This is a genomic window from Tunturiibacter empetritectus, from assembly GCF_014201375.1.
GTDB classification, from domain to species: domain Bacteria; phylum Acidobacteriota; class Terriglobia; order Terriglobales; family Acidobacteriaceae; genus Edaphobacter; species Edaphobacter lichenicola_D.
Genome location: NZ_JACHDZ010000004.1, coordinates 596,742 through 616,016, shown reverse-complemented (window position 1 = coordinate 616,016; position 19,275 = coordinate 596,742). Strand labels below are relative to the sequence as shown.

Below are 19,275 nucleotides of genomic sequence, written 5' to 3'. Positions count from 1 at the left end.
TCGGGATCCGAGAAGATGCTGATCTCTTCGTGCGCGAGCATACGACCGTTGAGGTCGATAATGGCAAGGATTGCTCTGCGGGGCCGAAGGTCGGCCACCAACATGACGAGATTATCGTTGAGCGAGAGCATGGTCGGGCGGCAGCCGCGGGGCCTGCGGGCTACGGCACCCTCAACGATCCAAGTCCCCTGTAGGAGCTGCTCGACGATATTAGAGACGGTGCTAGGCTGCAAGCCGGAGACGCGTGACAGATCCGCACGCGAGATGGGTTGTTTGGACCGAACGATCTCCAATACGATGTCGCGGTTGATGTCGCGAGCGATCTCGCTTGATGCAAGCTCTACATAGGCGAGGTCGACCCTCCTGAAGCCCTTGTCAACGTGCTCTGTTCGTTCTTTAGCTGACATGGTGCGCTCGCACGAGCTGAGAGTTCATCAGTGCTCCATAGCGGGAGAGGTGCTGTTCCCGTAGATTGTCCTATCTCGACTTGGCAGGTTTGCAGGGATGTGCGTGAAGGTTCCCTGAGTTAATAAAATCGCAAAAACTATTTCTTCAGGGTCCAGTATAGCGGCGTGCCGTTGCTATTTATAGAGATAAGTGGAATGATCTCGAAAGAGGTGTGTAAAAGCTGCAAACACCTAATTCTGTGCGGCCAGATCGATGATAGGATGTCGGACCGATGCGATCTTTATTGACAACTTTGCAGACTAATCGATATAGTTCGGGTCGCGAGTAAAATATAGGTTTGATATGCCATGACGCTTCATCTACTTTTTTGGAAGGCTTTCGTAGCACATAATGCTTTCTGTCGCTTCTAACTTTTCTCTACTCGGCGCCCAGATGACGCGACTGAATCCAGTCGACGTCCTGATCCTGCTGTTCTACTTCGCCCTGGTCATCTTCATTGGGTTTTATGTGAAGGGATCGACGAATACAAGCGAAGAGTTCTTCCTTGCTGGAAGAGAGATGTCGGCATGGGTGGCTGGGTTGAGCTTCGTGTCAGCAAATCTGGGATCGCTGGAGCTAATGGGATGGGCGGGGGCCGCATATCAGTACGGGATGTTGGCGACTCACTGGTACTGGATCGGCGCAATTCCAGCAATGCTGTTTCTCGGCATCGTTATGATGCCGTTCTATTACATCTCGAAGACCCACTCTGTACCGGGTTATCTTCATCTGCGGTTTGGCGAGGGGGCAAGTGCGGTGAGCGCCGTGTCGTTTGCCTTGATGACGATTCTTATGAGCGGCGTGAATATGTACGCCATGGCTGTCGTGATGCAAACAGTGCTTGGCTGGAATCTGACATTCTCGATCTGGGTGGGCGCTGGGACAGTGGCGTTGTACGTGATGCTTGGGGGCTTGCGCTCGGCCATCATCAACGAGGTGCTGCAGTTTGTTTTGATATGGGCGGGCGCAGCGACAATTCCGATCTTGGGGTTGATCGAGGCGCATGGCTGGACAAATCTGAAGACGCAGATTGCGGCGAACGTAGGGAACGCCAACTATACACACCTATGGAACACACTTGGTGGGTTCAAAGACAACCCGATGGGCGTGCATTGGACGGGCATCGTCTTTGGGCTGGGGTTTGTCATCAGCTTCGGCTATTGGACGACGGATTTTCTTGTGGTGCAGCGGGTGTTGAGCGCGAACAGCCTGCGATCCGCAAAGATGGCACCGGTGATCGGGGCGGCGTTCAAAATGGCAGTGCCGTTGATCGTAATTCTGCCCGGTCTGATTGCGCTTGGGCTGCACAACGCCGATGGATCTAGGGTGTTTCATCTGGTACCCGGAAGTGTAGCGAAGGCGACCGGACAGCACAGCTACGACGACGTGCTGCCGCTGATGTTGGTCCGCTACTGCGGTCCCGGGTTATTGGGGCTCGGAATCACGGCCTTGATAGCGGGCTTTATGAGCGGCATGGCGGGCAATATCAGCGCCTTCTCGACTGTCTGGACCTATGACCTGTACGGGGCCTTTATTAACAAGAGAGCGTCGGACAGGCACTATGTAGCGATGGGACGATGGTCAACCGTTATCGGAATGCTTGTGTCGATTGCGACGGCTTACCTGGTGATGAACGCGGCTTCGATCATGGATTACGTTCAAGCGTTATTTAGCTTTTTTATCGCGCCACTCTTCGGCACCGTGATCCTGGGGATGCTGTGGAAGAGGGCGACAAGAGCGGGCGGATTCTGGGGGTTGTTGGCCGGAACCACAGCTTCGATAGGGATGTTTGTTTGGGTTCGTTTGAATGCCGACGGTCTGCGATATATCGCTATGAGTCCTGATGCGCGTCCAATGGCGGAGAACCTTTATCGTGCGCTGTGGAGTTGGCTGATCTGTGTTGGGGTTACAGTGACCGTGAGCCTGATGACGAAGGCTACGCCCACCGCCCAACTTGCCGGGCTGGTCTATGGAGTAACTCCGCTGCCTAGCGACGGCGCTGAAAAACTTTGGCAGAAACCTGCCTTCTGGGCGGTCGTCGTGATCGTTGTGTTTTTCATTCTTAATATAGTGTTTCTTTAGAAGCGAGCTGCGAGGAGACACGATGAAAGACAATCGTTCGCAAGAGCAGAAACGGCAGGCGCGCAGAGCAAGACTATCCATATGGTTTTTCTGCGGCATCTTGATGCTGGCTGACGGTCTGGTTCTATTAGGCCAAGGCATCTTTGAGCGCTTTGGACACGAGCCCGCCACAGTTCTGGCCAATTTGCAGCCAACGCTCTGGTGGGGCGTTCTACTGACGCTTTTCGGGGGGTTCTACACGGTGCGTTTTCGGCCGGCGGTTCAGTCGGTGGATTGAGTTTCTGTGCAGTAAGCGGCACAAGACACATTTTTATTTGGGGGATCTATGGGGCAATCAATTTTCAATAGCTTTCCGATAGTGGAATATGAGGGAGCCGAGAGCACATCCGATCTAGCGTACCGCTGGTACGATGCCGACCGAACAGTGTTGGGAAAGCCGCTCCGAGAGCATCTGCGATTTGCAGTCGCTTATTGGCACAGTCTGGCAATGAACGGTAGCGACCCATTTGGCGCGCCGACGATTCGTCGCCCCTGGATGGACCGCAGCGATGCGATGCAGGCCGCGCAGGATAAGGCTGACGCTGCATTCGATCTTTTTCGTGTCCTTGATCTTCCCTTCTACACATTCCATGACCGCGATATCACTCCCGACGGCGAAACCCTGCGGGAATCCATTGCCAATCTTCACAGCATGTCGGATTACCTGGCGAAGAAGATGGAATCGTCAAAGACACGGCTGCTATGGGGTACGGCGAACCTGTTCAGTCATCCGCGATTTATGTCTGGCGCCGCGACCAACCCAGACCCAGAAGTTTTTGCTTACTGTGCGACGACGATTAAACATTGCATGGATGTAACGAAGAAGCTGGGCGGCGAAAACTATGTACTGTGGGGCGGACGCGAGGGCTACGAGACGCTGTTGAACACCAGTCTGAAGCGCGAGCTGGAGCAGATGGGCCGCATGCTCGCGTTGGTGGTGGAGTACAAACACAAGATTGGATTCAGCGGCCAGATATTGCTTGAACCGAAGCCGAAGGAGCCGACCGTGCATCAATACGACTTCGATACGGCGACGGTATTTGGGTTTCTAAAGAGGTTTGGCCTTGAGAGCGAGGTGAAGGTGAATCTTGAGGCTAATCATGCGTTGCTGGCGGGACACACCTTCGAGCATGAGATTGCCACGGCCGCTGACCTGGGGATTCTCGGTTCGCTCGATATTAACCGCGGCGACCCGTTGCTTGGTTGGGACACGGATCAGTTTCCGGTAGATCTGTACTCGATGACCTTGGCGATGTATCACGTGATTCAGGCTGGGGGGCTCGGGCCGGGCGGCATGAACTTCGATGCGAAGGTGCGGCGGCAGTCAACGGATCCGGAGGATCTACTCCATGCGCACATTGGTGGCGTGGATCTGTGTGCTCGCGCGTTTCTGATCGCCGCGAAGATCCATGAGGAAGGGCGTCTGGCCGAGATTGTGGACGCGCGCTATGCGGGTTGGAATCTGCCGGAGAATAAGGCGATGCTTGCGGGCAAGGAGTCGCTGGGCGCAATCGCTGCTCGAAGCGAGGAGCGCAATATCAATCCCAAGCCGCGATCAGGGCGGCAGGAGCAGTTGGAAAATCTGATCAACCGTTACCTGTAGTCGAGGGAAGGGCTACATCGGACTGCGAATACCGGTGTAGTTCACGAGTCAAGGAGTTTCGATGATATTGCGGTGTTGGTTTGCAAGATCTGCGTTTGTCCTATTGACCTTGAGTCTCCCTGCTCTCACTCAGGTTGCGTTGCCGACGGATCCGCGACGCCCTGCCTTGGGACTTGGAGCGGCGTGGTATCCCGAGCAGTGGCCGGAGAGCCGGTGGGACGCAGACCTCACGCTCATGAAACAGGCGCATATCAATTTTGTGCGCGTGGGTGAGTTTGCGTGGAGCACCATCGAGCCACATGAGGGCGAAGTTCATCTGGAGTGGCTTCAGCATGCCGTGCGTGCGGCAGAGCGGCATCACATCGCGGTTGTGATGGGCACGCCATCCGCCGCGCCGCCAGCCTGGCTTACGCAGAAGTATCCTGAGACCCTGCGCACCATGGAAAACGGCAGGAAGGACGGTCATGGAAATCGCCAACAGTTCGATTGGAGCGATCCCAAGTATCGCGAGTTGAGCCGGAGGGTCGCGGAGAAGATGTCGGAGGCGTTTGGTCATGACGCGAATGTGATCGGGTGGCAGATTGACAACGAATACGCCAATGAGAGCTATGGGGAAACTACCCAGGTACAATTTCGAAGCTGGCTTCGCACCAAGTACGGGACGCTTGAGAACCTAAATGCGCGGTGGACCACCGCTTATTGGAGTGAGACCTACCAGGACTGGAGCCAGATTCCGATCGCCGAACATGGGGGCAACCCGGGCCTGATGCTGAACTGGAAAGAGTTCGTCTCCGACACTTGGCGGAGTTATCAGAAGAACCAGTTGGATGCGATTCGTGCGCATGCTGAGCCTCGACAGATGATCACGACGAACATGATGGGATGGTTCGACGCATACGATCACTACACCGTGGCGCAGGATTTGGACTTTGCCTCGTGGGACGATTATGTGGGGACGGGACATCTGGACCCAGTGCGCAATGGTGCGACACACGATTTGACTCGTGGATTTTTGCGCAAGAACTTCTGGGTGATGGAGACGCAGCCGGGCTTTGTGAATTGGCAGACGGACAACAATGCGCTCGATAAGGGCGAGGTTCGGGCTATGGCGTGGAATGCGATTGGCCATGGTTCGGAAGCAGTGGAATACTGGCAGTGGCGAAGCGCGCTGAACGGACAGGAGCAGTACCACGGGACGCTGGTTGGAGCCGATGGGACGCCCGTCCCGCTATACGGCGAGGTGAAGCAGATTGGGGCAGAGTTCGAGAAGGCCGCTCCAGTTCTGGCTGGAACGACCGTGAGGTCGCAGGTTGCGGTGCTGCAGGACTACTCGAGTCGATGGGCTATTAATTGGCAGAGGCACAATAAAGCATTCGATCCGGTCGATGCTCTGTTGAGTTACTACGCTCCGCTGCATAAACTTGCTGGTTCGGTTGACGTGGTTGCGGATACAGCCCCTCTGACGCAGTACAAGCTGGTCGTCGCTCCGGCGTTGAACGTACTGACACCGGAGGCTGCAAAAAATTTGGAGACTTACGTTCGTGCAGGAGGCAATCTTGTGCTGGGGCAGCGAAGTGCCATGAAGGACGAAGACAACATTCTATTTCCAGAGCGGCAGCCTGGACCACTCGCCGCAATGCTGGGCGCGAAGGTTGAGCAGTTTTACGCACTGGATCAAACAGTGCCGGTGAGCGGCGTGTGGGGAGATGCGCAAGATACGACCTGGGCCGAACAGCTCGGCGTAACCGATCAGGCTACGCAGGTTCTGATGCGTTACGGAACGAGCAACGGCTGGTTGGACGGACAGCCCGCGGCTGTGACACGCAAAGTTGGGCAGGGGACGATTACATACATTGGCACGGGGCTTGATGCGGCTGCGATGAGACGTGCTGCGGAGTGGATGCTCAAGGAGAGCGACATCGCGACAATATTGCCAGAGATTCCGGCAGACGTGGATGTGGCGATACGGTCGAACGAAAAATCGCGTGTTCTTATTCTGACGAACTATGGATCGGAGATGAGTGTCATCAAGCTGCCACACGCAATGCACGATGTGCTCAAGGGTGGGGACACAACAAGCGTTTCACTTCCGCGGTTTGGTGTCGTGGTGCTTCAGGAGTCGGCCGGCAGTAAGTAGGAGGATAGCTTTGTCTGGCTTCGCGAAGGTGGAACGGTGTGGCACACTCACGCTGTTGTTTAGGCTTCAGTTCGATGCTTGCAGCCCAGAGCTTCGTGCCTTCCGGCGACCTACTGGTACGCTTCGGTGCGCAGGCGCGCGTCTTCGAGGAAGCTATGCCAACGGGCAATGGACGACTAGGAGCGGCGATGTATGGCGGCGTCTGCGAGGAGTGAGTGGACCTGAATGAGAGTTCGATGTGGTCCGGCTCACCCCACGACTCGGATCGCACAGACGCCGCGAAAGAGCTTCCAGAGATTCGCAGGTTACTGATTGCGGGTGACAATGTATCCGCCGAGGCTCTGGTAAATAAGAGCTTACATCGGCTGATACGGGGAGCGGCGATGCTCGCTATGTTTCGTACGAGGAGCTGGGAAAGCTGCTGCTCTCGTTTGACGGGATTCAGGATGCGAACGCCAGCGAATATCGCAGATGGCTTGATCTCGATGGGGCTGTGGCGACCGCGAGTTTGTTGCAAATGGAGTGCGCTATACACGCGAAGTATTCACAAGTGCCCCGGATCAGGTGATTGTGGTGCACCTGCGGGCGAGCCGATCCCGTTCGCTTTCGTTACGCGTTCATCTGGGCAGAGTGGAGCGTTTCCAGACGAAGACCGATGGTAAAGATGGCTTGGTGATGACGGGCGCGCTGGATTCGGGCGCGCACGGCGTGGCTGGTCGTCGGTATGCCACCCGTGTGCGAGCGTTCACCCGCGGCGGCACGATAAAACCAGTCGATGGCGATTCTCTTTTGATCTCTCGCGCTGACGAGGTTACGCTACTGGTGACCGCGGCAACCAACTATGGAGGTTTCGCAGGCCGTCACAGCCATAGCGCCGAGTTCGCCGCTTTGCATGATATGCGCGCGGCGGCGAGCGGCCTTCTGCGTTGTTGCTGGCGCGCCACCAAGCGGATTATCGCAGCTACTTCCGCCGAGTATCGCGTGCGATGGGAGACGGCGACGCAGCGCTGGAGCAGAGCACGGCTGCTGACCGTTTAGCCGCGGCTTATAGGGGAGCGAACGACCCTGGGTTAGCGGCGCTCTACTTTCAGTTTGGGCGCTATCTGTTGATTTCGTCGTCTCGTCCGGGTGGCCTGCCGGCAAATCTCCAAGGGCTTTGGGCAGAGGGAATTCATCCTGGATGGAAGGGCGACTGGCACCTGGACGTCAATGTGCAGATGAACTACTGGCCAGCGGAGCCGACGGCGCTAGGAGAACTTACGGATCCGCTGTTCGCTCTTATGGAAGGACTGCAGATGCCCGGCGCACATACAGCACAAAGCTACTACGGCTCCGATGGATGGGTCGCGCCTCTGGAATCCCGTGGATCCGATTCGACAGAGCTCAGCGGGGAGATTCTCCTCGTCGATCGCAGGTCCCATGCACACGCTGGCCTTCCGTGCATCGGGCATGTAAAAAGAGTTCCCGGCGAATTGGAGGGCGCGGTGACAAGCCATCTCTTAGCCGTCCGAATGAAGTTCGCGTGCTGCCGGCGCTGCCCTCCGCATTGCCCGAGGGCCGGGTCGACGGGCTAAGGGCGATGGGAGGAGTCACCGTTGGAGTAACATGGAAGGCTGGGCGAATGACTGAATTGAGGCTACAGTCAGAGCGCGATGGTGTTGTCTGAGTTCGCTATGGATCGGTTGTTCGGGAGTTGCAGATGAAGGCCGGAGCGAGGAAAGTTCTCGACGGATTGCTGCGAACGATCGGCTAGAGTATGTGCGAGTAACCCGTCTCAGAAGGTGCGACTCTATCTATCGGTTTTCTACCTCGAGGATCGAGGCATCGGGCGCGCTCCATGCGTCTGGGCCGCTGTGGGTCAGCTTGCCTGTCGCATTGGACCAGTGGAGATGGGTAAGTTGGAACTGGCCCTTCTCGTAGTTATAGGTGCTGCCGTCGTCACGATAGAGGTCGAAGTCTCCGTCGGCTCCAGGGTAGACGCGAACTCGATCGATCTTCTGATCTTCGTTGGTGCTTTCAACAGCGCTGCCGAGCGGAAGAATCGAACCTGCACGAACGAAGAGGGGAATCGTGTCGATGGGAGCATCGACAGTGATGGCCTGCCCACCATGCACCTTCGCATTCGTCCAGTAGTTGTACCAGTCGGTTCCAGCGGGCAGATAAACCTCCCGTGAAGTACTTCCCTGCTCTGTTACCGGAGCGACCAGCAGAGCAGGTCCGAACATATACTCGTCACCGATGTTGGCAACCTTAGGGTCGCTTCCGAAGTCCATGAACAGGCCACGCATGAAGGGAGCACCGGTCTGGTTGGTCATGTGGCCAAGGCTGTAGATATACGGCATGAGCTGATAGCGAAGGCGGAGATACTTCACGAGGATTGGTTCAGCCTGCTTGCCGTAGGACCACACCTCATTCTGCGGACGGCTTCCGTGGCTACGGAAGTTGGGCTGAAAGGCCCCGTACTCGAACCAGCGTACGTAGAGTTCGGGATAGTCATCGTAGTGGCCGATGTTTTCGCGGGCGTCAGAGGGGTCGATGAGCGGAGTGTGCAGCGGCGTGTGATGCGAGGGAAGATACTGCCAGCCACCGATGTCGGTGCTCCAGTAGGGTGTACCCGATGCCACGAAGTTGATGCCGGTTGGGACCTGACGTTTCAGGGTGTCCCAATTTCCGCTGATGTCGGAGGACCAGAAGATGGCGCCGTTGTGCTGTGCGCCGAGATAGGCGTCGCGAGCGAGGATGAGTGCACGGGTTGAAAGGTCTTCGCGAAAGCCGTTGTAGAAGGCTGCAGTGTGAAAGAGGGGATAGGTGTTGAAGAACTGCGTGCCAGGGCCGATGTGAAAGTAGCTTCCGTTAGGAGGAAGATCTGGCTCGGTCTCGTCCGCCCAGACGGCGTCGAAACCTTTGCTGATGTAGTTCTCTTTGACGACGCCCCAGTACCACTTTGCGGCGTCCGGGTTGGTAGTGTCGATGTCTGAGCCGGCGCGGTCGTAGGGTAAACCATTGGTGGGCGTGCCGTCGGCGAGATGCTCGAACCATCCATTCTTTAGCACGGTGTTGTAGTAACGGCCCTCGGGGACGAAGCGGGGCCAGATGCTGATCATGGTATGGAAGTTCATGGCGTGCAGCTCTTTGTTCATCGCCGCAGGGTCTGGCCACTTGGCGGGATCCATGTCCATCTGACCCATGATGGTGTAGTGAAACCAGTCGATGACGAGGTCGTCGATCGGGTAGTGGCGTTCGCGATATGCATGCGCCACACCGAGAAGTTCAGTCTGGCTGGTGTAGCGCTGCTTACTCTGGATGTAACCGTATGCAGATTTTGGGAGCATGGGCGTTGAGCCGGTGAGCAGCCGGTAGCCAGTGTAAATCTCATCGTAGGTTGCACCAGCGATTACGAAGAAAGAGACTCGTTGGCCGACATCTGATGTCCAACGTACCTGATCGTTGAATCCGAAGGCAACTGTGGTCGCGGATGGATTGTCCCAGAGGACGCCATAACCTTTGTTTGTAACTATGAATGGTACACATACACTTTGGCCAGAGGGTGCGTTGTAGTCGTGAGCACAATGGAGTACACGGTTACGACGATCGAGGTAACCTTCCTGATTCTGACCCAGACCATAGTAGTGCTCATCCGGTGGAGAGGCGAAGCTGGCGCCGACCTGAAAGAAGGGTGCGTCAGTGGGGCGGCGGTCGTAGAGGATGTCGGCGTTGCCGTCCTTGTGGTTGGGGACCGACATCTGCCAGCCCTGCATGCGAATGAGGTCCGCATTATCGGGAGTTTTGATGAAGAGGCCGATGCCTGGAGTGGAGCCGTTGAAGAACTTCGCTATGTCGGCGCTGGTTCCCGTTGGAACCCACTTTGGCCCCTGGGGTGAGACCGTGACGACGAGACGGCTAGAACGAAGGATGTCGCCTGAGGAATCGCTGCCAGTTGTCCACCCTGTGGGAGATGGCGTCGCTGAGATACCATAACCCGGTGCAGCGAGTGCATCCTCGCGTCGCAGGCTGATAGACACGCGAACGATGTTAGCCGCGTAGGGCTCGACGAGCACCGTGGCGTTATCGCGAGAGAGCGACAGCTGCTGAGCGCGAGTCGCCGGAGTTGCCAGGAGAGCGCAGAGACAAGAGAGCGGAATGAAGTGGATAGCGAAGCGGAGGTGCCTGGACATAATTTTCTCTTCTTTGTTCAAGTATCTACCAGTGGGTTCGTAATTAACGGGCGACGATCACGGTTTTGCTTAGCTTGATATCGTTCGAGCTGGCGCCGATTCGAAGTTCGATGGGGCCCGGTTCAACAACAAAGTCGTGTTGCATGTCGTTCCAGTAGCCAAGCGACTGTGCGGGAAGGTGAAGAGTGACAGTTTTGGATTCGCCAGCGCGGAGGTGCGTGCGTTCGAAGCCTTTTAGCTCTTCGATGGGACGCGCGACGGCAGAGTGCGGATAGGCGACGTAGAGTTGAACGACTTCGTCACCATCTCGCGCGCCTGTGTTGCGAATGTCGGCGGTGACGGTCAGGTTGCCGCTCGGCGCGAGGCTGGATGTACTGACGTGCAGATTCGAATAGGCGAAAGTCGTATAGCTCAGTCCGAAACCAAATGCGTACAGAGGTTTCTGCTTGAGATAAAGATAAGTGCGTCCGTGACGAAGATCGTAGTCCATCATGGCAGGAAGCTGATCGATGGAGCTCACCCATGTCTGGGTGAGACGTCCCGCTGGGTTGTAGTCACCGAAGAGCGCGTCCGCGAGGGCGTTCCCCTGCTCTTCGCTGTTATGGGTGATCTGGAGGATGGCTGGTATATGCTCCTGAGACCAGTTAGTCGTGTAAGGGAAGCTTGTTTGCAGCACGACAACAGTCTTGGGATTGGCGGCATAGACAGCCTTGACAAGCTCTTCCTGCTCCAACGCGAGACTCTTGCGATCAATCGCTTCTTTGCCTTCGCTAGGAAGTGCACACTTGAACCATCCTGCATCGCAGGTTGGGTGGTTGCCTACGATCACGATGGCCACATCTGCTTTGGCGGCGAGAGCGGCGGCTTCGTTTGCATCATCACCTTTTGAGAAGGTAACAGAAGAGGAAGATCCAGCCCGTGTTCGGATTCCTGCGAGCGGCGTCACAACATAGGGGGGAGTACCGCTATACCAATCAAGCGCTACACGGTCGGCGAGTGGGCCGATGACTGCGATGTTCTTGGTGATCTCGGCGTGCAGGGGAAGGATGTTGTGATCGTTTTTCAGTAACACAATGGACTCGTCGGTGACCTGACGCACGAGAGCGTGTCGCTCGGGCCAGTTCCATGGATCGCCCTTTGCCTGATCGACTGTGCCGATTTTGGCGTAGGGAATCTGCTCTGCAGGGTCCAGCATGCCTAGCCGCAGCATAACGCGGAAGACACCGCGGATGTTGCCATCTATCTCCTGCTCGGTGATGAGGTTCTGTTCGAGCGCGTCCATGACAGGCTGACGATAGTCATCAAGGAACTGGTTAATACCAGCGTGAATAGCAGCGGCAGCGGCCTCAGACATGGTTTTGAAGGCGTGATGATGAGTGACAACATTGGTGAGAGCGCCCCCGTCGGTGCAAATGATGCCGTCAAATCCCCATTCCTTGATGACCGTAGCGCGAAGTATTGGATTCTCGATCATCGGCACACCGTTCCAACCGTTATAGGCGGTCATCATGGCGTTCGCGCCACCTTGTTGGATAGCCATGCGAAACGGTACGGAGTAGTACTCACGAAAGAGACGCTCATCAAAATTCGACGAGGAGCCATCGCGACCGTCTTCGTTGCTGTTGGCGAGAAAGTGCTTCAGAAGTGATGAAGTGAGCCACATGTGCGGATCGTCACCCTGCAGGCCGCGGGTAAAAGCGGTGGCCATCGTTCCGACGAGAAACGGGTCTTCGCCGTAAGACTCTTCACTGCGACCCCAGCGAGGATCGCGACTTAGATCCGCGTTGGGTGCGCGGACCACCATACCGCCCCGATGATACTTCCCGTACGCATACCGAGTCTCGTAACCTTCAGCAGCAGCAGCCTTCTGAATGAGTGCCGGATCCCAGGTCTGGCCGAGCCCGCGCGACTGGGGGAACTGTGTCGTGGGAATGACGGGGAGGTTCTTGCCCTCCCAGCCAGCAGGACCTCCGAGCGCAAGCCCATGCAACCCTTCGACGTGTTGGGTGCCGACGATGCCGAGCCTAGGAATGGTTGGATTCGTGCTGAGCGCTTGCACCTTCTCCTCGATCGTCATATGTGAGATCAGATCGGTGATGCGCTCCTCGGCGGGGAGATGGGTGTCCTGAAAGCGATAGGTTTGCTGCGCCAGTAGAGGCTGCGAGAAAGAGACGACAGCGAGAGCAGACGTAATGAAGATGGATGATCGGTTGAACCCATGCATGACAGCGATACTCCCAATCGTTCGGTGTAATTTGCTGCAGGATGAAGACGGAACATGAGACGAGCCCTGTCGCCAGAACAGGTGGCGACAGAGCTCGTCCACTTGTACAACCAGAGACCAACTCAATTAGAAGCTGTACTTGATTGCGAGCAACAGGGTACGTTGTGTGTAACTTAGCGTCGGTGATGCCTCGGTTGACGAAGCCGGTGCCGCCTACTCCAGAGCCGTTGCTCTGTCCGCCCATAAGAATGTTCTGGGTTTGGTTACCGACATAGGCCACCTCCAGCAGCATGTTGCGCGGGATACACTGCGATATGGTCAGGTTGTAAGCATAGGTGACACCCACTTTGTCGTCGGCTTGGTCGGTAGCGTAAACGCTCGACGGTAGCGAACCGAGCGAGGCCGCGTTTGCCCCGAGCGTAGCGATCTCCTTGAGGGTGATGGCCTGGTTGTTGCTGGAGTTATACGTCTTGACACCAAGTGATGTCTGAAGCGGACCAGCGTAGTCGTTGTACTGATCGTTCCAACGGTAAGTCGCCCATCCACCGCGCACAACAGTCTCAACGTTGCCCCTGACGTCGTAGGCGAGCCCGAGGCGAGGCTCGAAGAAGATCGTCTGTACGGGAGATCCTCCGTTAGGGACGAGCCCATCGGTCGCATGCCAGTAGACACCAGGGTAGACCTTACCTGCGCCGACGTCCGCTGCGTAGCGATTCGGCTCCCACACTGCAAGGCCATTTCCGGTGTTGTCCTGCCATCGACCAAGGTGTTCGAGGCGCAGTCCGAGGTTGAGCGTCAGGTGGCGGGTCGTCTTCCAGTTATCCAGGAAGTAGCCGGCTCCGGTGGTATAGGCCATGTCGTCGGTGGGATTATTATTGTTCTGCGTGAACCCGCTGGTGATGCCCATCAGAAAGTTTGCCAGCGGATTGACCGTACCGATCGGCAGGCCGGTCACCTGATCGGTCTTTGCACCACTTGCAAACGAGAGCGAGCCGTTGGGAGAGCCGTAGGTCTCCTGTTTATTACCTGACCGGCTCCAGTAGCCGCCCATCTTAAAAGTATGAGTCCTGTTGACGTCATCGGCCACAGACGGGGCCTTCTTGTTGGTGTTGTAGACTCCGCCATTTCCAAACAGGTCCGGCTGAGAGATGTCGGGCAGCGTTCGAGCTCCCGGAGAGTTGATGGACGGCACAAGCTGGGAGGCGTTGTTGTAAACGGTGCCGTAAGGATAACCGAGAGCAGAGATCTGCATCGCCTTCAGATTGCTTGCGGAGAACGGATTGTCGAGCCAGCCCACGGCGACGCGCAGTTCGTTGGTCGCCGCGGAGTTGAACACATGGATGTAGCTGCCGCTCAACACGTGGGAGTGAACAGCGCTTACAAGCGGGCCGCCAGGATAGGCGACGGCATTGGGAGGCGTGTAATAGATATGCGCGAGGCTGGTCTCGGAGTCGCTGCCATATTGGTAGCTTACGAAGACTTTGTTCTTGTCGCTGATGTTGTAGTCTACTCGGCCGCGATAGATATATCCATTGTGGACATTGGTCGTCTGCAAAAAGTAGTTGTAGCCGGCGCCGTTGCTCGAAGGATCCGTATTGGGCTGGGGAAAGAGCTTCAGTAACGCCAGCGCACCTGGATCGAGATACTGAGTGGGAATCTGCCTTCCGCTCAGCTTCGTTGAATCCGGAGCGTAACTGCCGTCCAGTGGCTGGCAGAAATCGTTTCCTGTGCTCGTAGCGCAGAGTGCGGCGTTGTCCGGATCGCTGAGGCTGAAGTTGCCTGCGCGCATGGCCGCCGTCGGCAGATAGGAGGTCAAGGGTGAGGCTGCTGGGAGAGTCTGACGAAAATCTTCGAACCCGGCCCAGAAAAGCAGTTTGCGACTGTGATTGAAGTCGGTGTGCGGAATGAGGATGGGTCCGCCTACGCTGCCGCCCGGGTAGTAATAAGAAGCGTTCGGTCGCGCCGTTGGGGTTGTGCTGTGTTTGTCTTGCCACGTATTGGCGTTCAGCACACTGTTACGCGCGTAAAAATACCCCTGACCGTGGAACTCTGATGATCCGGAGCGGCTGATCACGTTGATAACGACGGGACCCTGGGTCGCATCGGCGCCGAAGTTGGAGGTCTGAACCTTCACCTCCTGGGTCATATCTGGGTTCACCGTCGCGATGGACCAGCAGGCGCAGCCGGGGTCGATGATGCTTGCGCAATCCAGCAGATAGGCGGTCCCTCCGCGGTAGGGAGCACCGTTGGTGTTGAGGCCGACGCCTACGGCAGAGCCTGATGATCCGTTGTCGCTGAAGTCAAAACCTGGACCGTTGCCGGTGCCGCTAGCGGTTGTAGTTGTACCGGGAAGAATTTTGAGGAGCTCAGAGAGATTGCGGCTCTCGATAGGAAGCCGCTCGATGTCCTTGGTATCCAACGATGCGGAGCGCTCGCCGGAGTCCTGCCGGGCGATCGCATTGGCACTGCTCTCTACGGTGACGGTGTCGGTTATGGCGCCGACGGTGAGGCTGAGGTTGTTGAGGTTACGCACGTCTCCTGGGTTGACGACCACGTCGTCCTGTCGGAACCTGCGGAAGCCCGGAGCCGAAATCTGGACCGTATAGGTGCCAGGGATGACGCCGGCGAAGGTGAAATAGCCGGAAGAGTTAGACGTGAGGTCCCCTTGTCTCTGCTGGCGGTATTGGTAAGGGTGACGGTTGCTCCGGGAATGAAGGCGCCGGTCGAGTAACGACATTGCTCGAGAGGCTAGCGGTGGTCTGCGCGTGGAGGAGGGGGACTGCGCCGAACAGGCCGGCGGTCAGGAAGAGGAATAATGCGAACCTCCACTTGAGTTGCAACTTGAACTTTATGAAAAACATTGGTGCGGCTTCTTTCGATTAAAATTTCTCCTTGACGCAAACTAATTGTGAATTGATAGGCCTAAGCCACGAAATAGATTTAGTCTTGTACGAAATCGGAATGAGCATAGAACACGCAAATAGAAACAGTCAACTAGGAAATTAGAACGGTAAAAACCGCTTTCTTCGAGGTTTTTAGACGGAGGCTTAAATGGCAGTGAGGTGAAAAACGAAGTTGCATAGAACGAGCGCGGCTCCAGATATTCTTATGGCAATGGACTTTAGGGCACTTCACCTCTGCAACAACAATGTAAATAGTGAACAAGGAATAAATGAAGAGCATACAAAAAGCGCTGCCGCACCGTAGGCATGATCTTTCAGGGCAGAACTCTATGTCCTAAAAACCGACGTAGCAATACCGAGAGGAAATCCATGTCGTTTGATTGCGCGCCACATCTCTTGCTGCTCGCCAATGCCGGTTAAGCGAATTTTAGAAATTGCAGTCCCCCATTATGTAAGGGTTCTCGTCTTACGGCGGAAGCCTGCAAGCATTTGACGAAAGCCTTTGCTAAGGAGGCGTGAGGCTCCCAGGCAGATACCCTTTCCCGAAATTCGGCGCTTTTCAAGCTGTGATTGTCCCCCTGACCCGATTTCGCTCGTGCATCAAGCTGGAGTTCCTCCAAATCTCCTTTTCGGCAAGACGCACCGGTCGGAACGCACGTTGGTGGGACGATGTGGCGCTCGGTGGTCTGATGCAACGTGCAAAATCAAGTGGGGAGGTTGATTTGGGGCCAGAAGCGGAAGTTGCGGAAAGTGGCGCAGCCAGTACCCCAGGCTGAGAGGGCAGGTCGCACGTCGAGAAAGCCGCCCAGAATATTGTGGTGCATTCCGGAGATCTCGGCAGATTCCTGGGTACGCTGCCATGGTTGATCGAGCAAGCGGAAGTAAAAGTCGACCTCCTGACGGTCGTTGACGATGCGAAGGGTCGCGCGGGTGGGGTTGGCTAAGGAGTGGTTAAAGATTAGGCCGTTGCCTACTCGGATACTCAAGCCTCGAGGGCCCAGTGTGATGCCGGTTGCGTGCTCGGGGTCGTAGAAGAGGAGGAGGCCGGCTTCGCAGCCGGGATCGACCGCGACATCGACTTCGACGGTGTATGCGTGGCCTCCTACGGATGCGGTGAGAACTGGTGTGTCGGATAGGCCCTTGCCCTGGGCATTAAGGCGGAGGTAGCCCTTTCCGGTATCGAAACGCGTCAAATCGTATTGACGCCAGAAGCCCCATTGAAGGCCGAGCTCTGCAGTTACGAACTGGTCCGATGGGTCGAGGAATGACTGTTGGCTTCGGCCGGGTACGGGCATGGGGATGGCTGAGTCGGCGCCGGTCTCCGGCTGTTCACGGAACCAACCGTCTGTCGTCCAGGCGATGGGAAGGAGCAGGAGTTGGCGGCCAAGGGTGCGATAGCCGTTCTCATAAGAGTGCACCGTCATGTACCACTTGCCGTCGGGAGTATCGACGAGGCGGCCGTGGCCAAGGCTGAGCCAGCGGTCGTCTCGCGATTGCGTATGGACGATGGGGTTGTAAGGCGAGAACTCCCAAGGACCTTCGGCGTGGCGGCTCCGGGCGCTGATGACGGAGTGGCTGGTAGCTGGACCCCCGGTGCCCCCTTCGGCGACGTTCAGGTAGAAGTAGCCATTGTGCTCAAGTAGCTTAGGGCCCTCGAGGCAGGTGCATTCGATGCGCGTGGACGAAGGTATGGGCCAAGGGTTGAAGGCTTGGCGAAGTGGGGACTTTACAGCGAGACCATCGGGCGTGAGTTCGAGCATTTGGCCACCGTTCGTGTAGAGGAATCGGCGGCCATTCTCGGCGATGTGCGCGGGGTCGATGGCGGAGACGCCGAGGTCGATGGGCTCGCTCCACGGGCCTGTGGGGTGTGAGGCGTGGACGACGAAGAGGCGGCTGTTGGCTGGGAAGTAGATATAGAAGTGGCCCTGATACTCGCAGAGATAGGGTGCCCATACGCTGCCGTAGTAGCGATGCAGCGCAGCGGCGACGGGCTTCCAGTTAATGAGGTCGAGCGAGTGCCAGATGAGCAGACCCGGGGCGTAGTCAAAGCTGGAGTGAGTGAGGTAGAACTCGTTGCCAACCCGGATGGGGCTAGCGTCGGGATGATCTCCGCCCATAATGGGATTGGTGTAGAGGCTGCACGGAATCTCTGAGGATAGGATCCGCAGACCTGGCGCGAGGCTGAATGTGAGCGAGACTGCGGATGCATCGCGGAAGAAACGGCGGCGCGTGATCATGCGTGAGCCTGTTGTGGAACTGCCATGGATATGCTCCTGAACCTTGTGGACGCCAATTGTTTGATGAAGACTAAGCTAACACTTGTCGTGTTCCAGACGAGAACTCGAAAGCTGTAGCTCTGGCTAAGCAGCATTGCTCGTGCCGATGTTGTTGCCTTCCAATGTTTGATGTCTCGAATGGCGGTCAGCCCAAAAACGACTGTATTCGCGACTTCAAGGGTGCTGAGGCTCTTTACGGACGATCTAATCGACGACTAGTCTCTTATATAGTTGGGTTCTATGCACTTTTTCGGTCGCTTGCTCGCACTGCTACTTGTCTCGATCAGTGTGGCTTCAAGTCAGACTTCTCCGCAAGCGAATTTTGGCGCGATTCCGCTTGACCGCTTAGGGGAACCCTGGTGGGCTCAACGGCACCATGCTGTTCTTCAGGCAGTAAAAGCACATCCAGATACGCCACTTTTACTGCTAGGTGACTCGATTACCCAGAACTATGAGAAGTCGAAGCTCCCTGACGAGAACTTCCAATCCACATGGCAGACCTTTTACGCAGCACGCAACGCCATTAACCTCGGCTTCAGTGGAGATACAACCGCTAGTCTACTCTGGCGCCTAAAAAATGGAGAACTCAACGGTGTATCGCCTAAGGTAGTCGTCGTCCTGATCGGCACCAACAATACGGGCGTAGCGAACCAAAGCGCCGTTCAGACCCAGGTTGGTATCGACGCGGTCGTTGCCGAATTAGAACAACGTCTCCCTTCAACGCATATCGTGCTGATAGGCTTGCTGCCGAGTGAGCTTTCACCGCAAAAATCGGCTGCGGATCAAGAGGTCAATCGCTATCTCGCTCGCGTTTATTCCGAGAACCCACGTTCTTTTCTTCATGATGCACACAGCAAAGAGTGGAGCAAGGCCATAGAACGGTGCTAAAGCAGAGACGGCAGTGGCGGTCAGTCCATCCGAGCAGGCCATCCTCGCCCCAGCGGTAGGCTCGGTACTGAGCCATCTCATAAGGGAACGAGTTCCAGACATCGCAATTGTAAGAGTAATCCTCACGAACGGTTCCCCACTGACGCTCCGGCAGATATGTACCCCATCGCTGCCAGTTCTTGGTGCGAGACTTATTTCAATAAGGCGCTGGTCTTCTGCTGTCCTCGGAGATGTATCGCGCATAATCCCCCTTACTCTATGAGCATTGTCGATCAAGCTCGACCGAGCTAGAGTAAAAGACTACTCGTCTCGGACCCGTCAAAGGCCCAAGCAGTAAGCCTTCCGAGCCTTATGTCAACCGTCTCATTATTTTTGGTGGTGGGTTTGTGGTGTTTTGCTAGGGTCTTCGGAAAAGTGGGAGTTTTGATGTGGCGTTTTGGTGGTACGGATGTGGTGTTTTGCCTCCGTCGCAAAACCTTCGAAGTCGTGCTGACATTCGGC

General features: G+C 56.4%; 12 protein-coding genes and 3 pseudogenes. 10 read left to right on the top strand and 5 right to left on the bottom strand.

From position 1 onward, the window contains the following. Positions 1-407, bottom strand: a pseudogene (locus tag HDF10_RS14640) (sugar kinase); the annotation flags it as partial. A gap of 433 nt (positions 408-840) precedes the next feature. Here HDF10_RS14640 and HDF10_RS14635 point away from each other — a divergent pair. The 9 genes and pseudogenes from HDF10_RS14635 (at position 841) to HDF10_RS21425 (ending at position 7,974) form a co-directional block, all read left to right on the top strand. Then, positions 841-2,529: a sodium:solute symporter family protein gene (locus HDF10_RS14635; RefSeq protein WP_406706431.1), complete on the top strand. Its 1,689-nt coding sequence runs from the start codon at positions 841-843 to the stop codon at positions 2,527-2,529. 22 nt (positions 2,530-2,551) lie between these two features. Next, positions 2,552-2,806 carry a hypothetical protein gene (locus HDF10_RS14630; protein ID WP_183814587.1) on the top strand — a complete coding sequence of 85 codons (255 nt, stop codon included), beginning with the start codon at positions 2,552-2,554 and terminating at the stop codon, positions 2,804-2,806. 48 nt (positions 2,807-2,854) lie between these two features. Further along, positions 2,855-4,171: a xylose isomerase gene (gene xylA / locus HDF10_RS14625; RefSeq protein WP_183814586.1), complete on the top strand. Its 1,317-nt coding sequence runs from the start codon at positions 2,855-2,857 to the stop codon at positions 4,169-4,171. Between the two features lie 103 nt (positions 4,172-4,274). Continuing rightward, a complete protein-coding gene (locus HDF10_RS14620) occupies positions 4,275-6,308 on the top strand; it encodes a beta-galactosidase (RefSeq protein ID WP_260177895.1) in 2,034 nt (677 codons plus the stop codon). A gap of 74 nt (positions 6,309-6,382) precedes the next feature. Then, positions 6,383-6,523 carry a hypothetical protein gene (locus HDF10_RS14615; protein ID WP_183814584.1) on the top strand — a complete coding sequence of 47 codons (141 nt, stop codon included), beginning with the start codon at positions 6,383-6,385 and terminating at the stop codon, positions 6,521-6,523. Further along, a pseudogene (locus HDF10_RS21430) lies at positions 6,524-6,661 on the top strand (glycoside hydrolase N-terminal domain-containing protein); the annotation flags it as partial. Between the two features lie 56 nt (positions 6,662-6,717). Beyond that, positions 6,718-7,346, top strand: a pseudogene (locus tag HDF10_RS14610) (glycoside hydrolase N-terminal domain-containing protein). Continuing rightward, positions 7,295-7,882, top strand: a complete 588-nt coding sequence (locus HDF10_RS14605; protein WP_183814582.1) for a glycosyl hydrolase family 95 catalytic domain-containing protein — start codon at positions 7,295-7,297, stop codon at positions 7,880-7,882. Before HDF10_RS14610 ends, HDF10_RS14605 begins: the two are co-directional and overlap by 52 nt. Continuing rightward, complete coding sequence (locus tag HDF10_RS21425) at positions 7,831-7,974, top strand: glycoside hydrolase family 95-like protein (protein WP_406706428.1); 144 nt, start codon at positions 7,831-7,833, stop codon at positions 7,972-7,974. Before HDF10_RS14605 ends, HDF10_RS21425 begins: the two co-directional genes overlap by 52 nt. A 127-nt stretch (positions 7,975-8,101) precedes the next feature. Here HDF10_RS21425 and HDF10_RS14600 read toward each other — a convergent pair whose 3' ends face one another. The 4 genes from HDF10_RS14600 to HDF10_RS14590 form a co-directional block, all read right to left on the bottom strand. Next, entirely contained in the window at positions 8,102-10,483 is a 2,382-nt protein-coding gene (locus tag HDF10_RS14600) for a glycoside hydrolase family 31 protein (RefSeq protein WP_183814581.1), read from the bottom strand. Positions 10,484-10,526: 43 nt separating this feature from the next. Then, positions 10,527-12,560 (bottom strand): glycoside hydrolase family 3 C-terminal domain-containing protein, encoded by a 2,034-nt coding sequence (locus HDF10_RS14595; RefSeq protein WP_260177894.1) that lies wholly within the window; start codon positions 12,558-12,560, stop codon positions 10,527-10,529. Next, on the bottom strand, positions 12,508-15,444 hold the full coding sequence (locus HDF10_RS20985) for a TonB-dependent receptor (protein WP_260177893.1): 2,937 nt from the start codon (positions 15,442-15,444) through the stop codon (positions 12,508-12,510). Before HDF10_RS20985 ends, HDF10_RS14595 begins: the two co-directional genes overlap by 53 nt. An 870-nt stretch (positions 15,445-16,314) precedes the next feature. Continuing rightward, entirely contained in the window at positions 16,315-17,847 is a 1,533-nt protein-coding gene (locus tag HDF10_RS14590) for a family 43 glycosylhydrolase (protein ID WP_183814579.1), read from the bottom strand. Between the two features lie 279 nt (positions 17,848-18,126). On the opposite strand from HDF10_RS14590, the gene HDF10_RS14585 reads away from it, so the two are divergent. After that, positions 18,127-18,774: a GDSL-type esterase/lipase family protein gene (locus HDF10_RS14585; RefSeq protein WP_183814578.1), complete on the top strand. Its 648-nt coding sequence runs from the start codon at positions 18,127-18,129 to the stop codon at positions 18,772-18,774. Positions 18,775-19,275: the final 501 nt, after the last annotated feature.

Bases quoted from the DNA above. Each gene is read 5' to 3' on its own strand.
- HDF10_RS20985 (WP_260177893.1), bottom strand. From the start codon at position 15,444: ATGTCGTTACTCGACCGGCGCCTTCATTCCCGGAGCAACCGTCACCCT.
- HDF10_RS14635 (WP_406706431.1), top strand. From the start codon at position 841: ATGACGCGACTGAATCCAGTCGACGTCCTGATCCTGCTGTTCTACTTC.
- HDF10_RS14595 (WP_260177894.1), bottom strand. From the start codon at position 12,560: ATGACGATCGAGGAGAAGGTGCAAGCGCTCAGCACGAATCCAACCATT.
- HDF10_RS14600 (WP_183814581.1), bottom strand. From the start codon at position 10,483: ATGTCCAGGCACCTCCGCTTCGCTATCCACTTCATTCCGCTCTCTTGT.
- HDF10_RS14605 (WP_183814582.1), top strand. From the start codon at position 7,295: ATGGGAGACGGCGACGCAGCGCTGGAGCAGAGCACGGCTGCTGACCGT.
- HDF10_RS14615 (WP_183814584.1), top strand. From the start codon at position 6,383: ATGCTTGCAGCCCAGAGCTTCGTGCCTTCCGGCGACCTACTGGTACGC.
- xylA (WP_183814586.1), top strand. From the start codon at position 2,855: ATGGGGCAATCAATTTTCAATAGCTTTCCGATAGTGGAATATGAGGGA.
- HDF10_RS14585 (WP_183814578.1), top strand. From the start codon at position 18,127: ATGCACTTTTTCGGTCGCTTGCTCGCACTGCTACTTGTCTCGATCAGT.
- HDF10_RS14590 (WP_183814579.1), bottom strand. From the start codon at position 17,847: ATGATCACGCGCCGCCGTTTCTTCCGCGATGCATCCGCAGTCTCGCTC.
- HDF10_RS14630 (WP_183814587.1), top strand. From the start codon at position 2,552: ATGAAAGACAATCGTTCGCAAGAGCAGAAACGGCAGGCGCGCAGAGCA.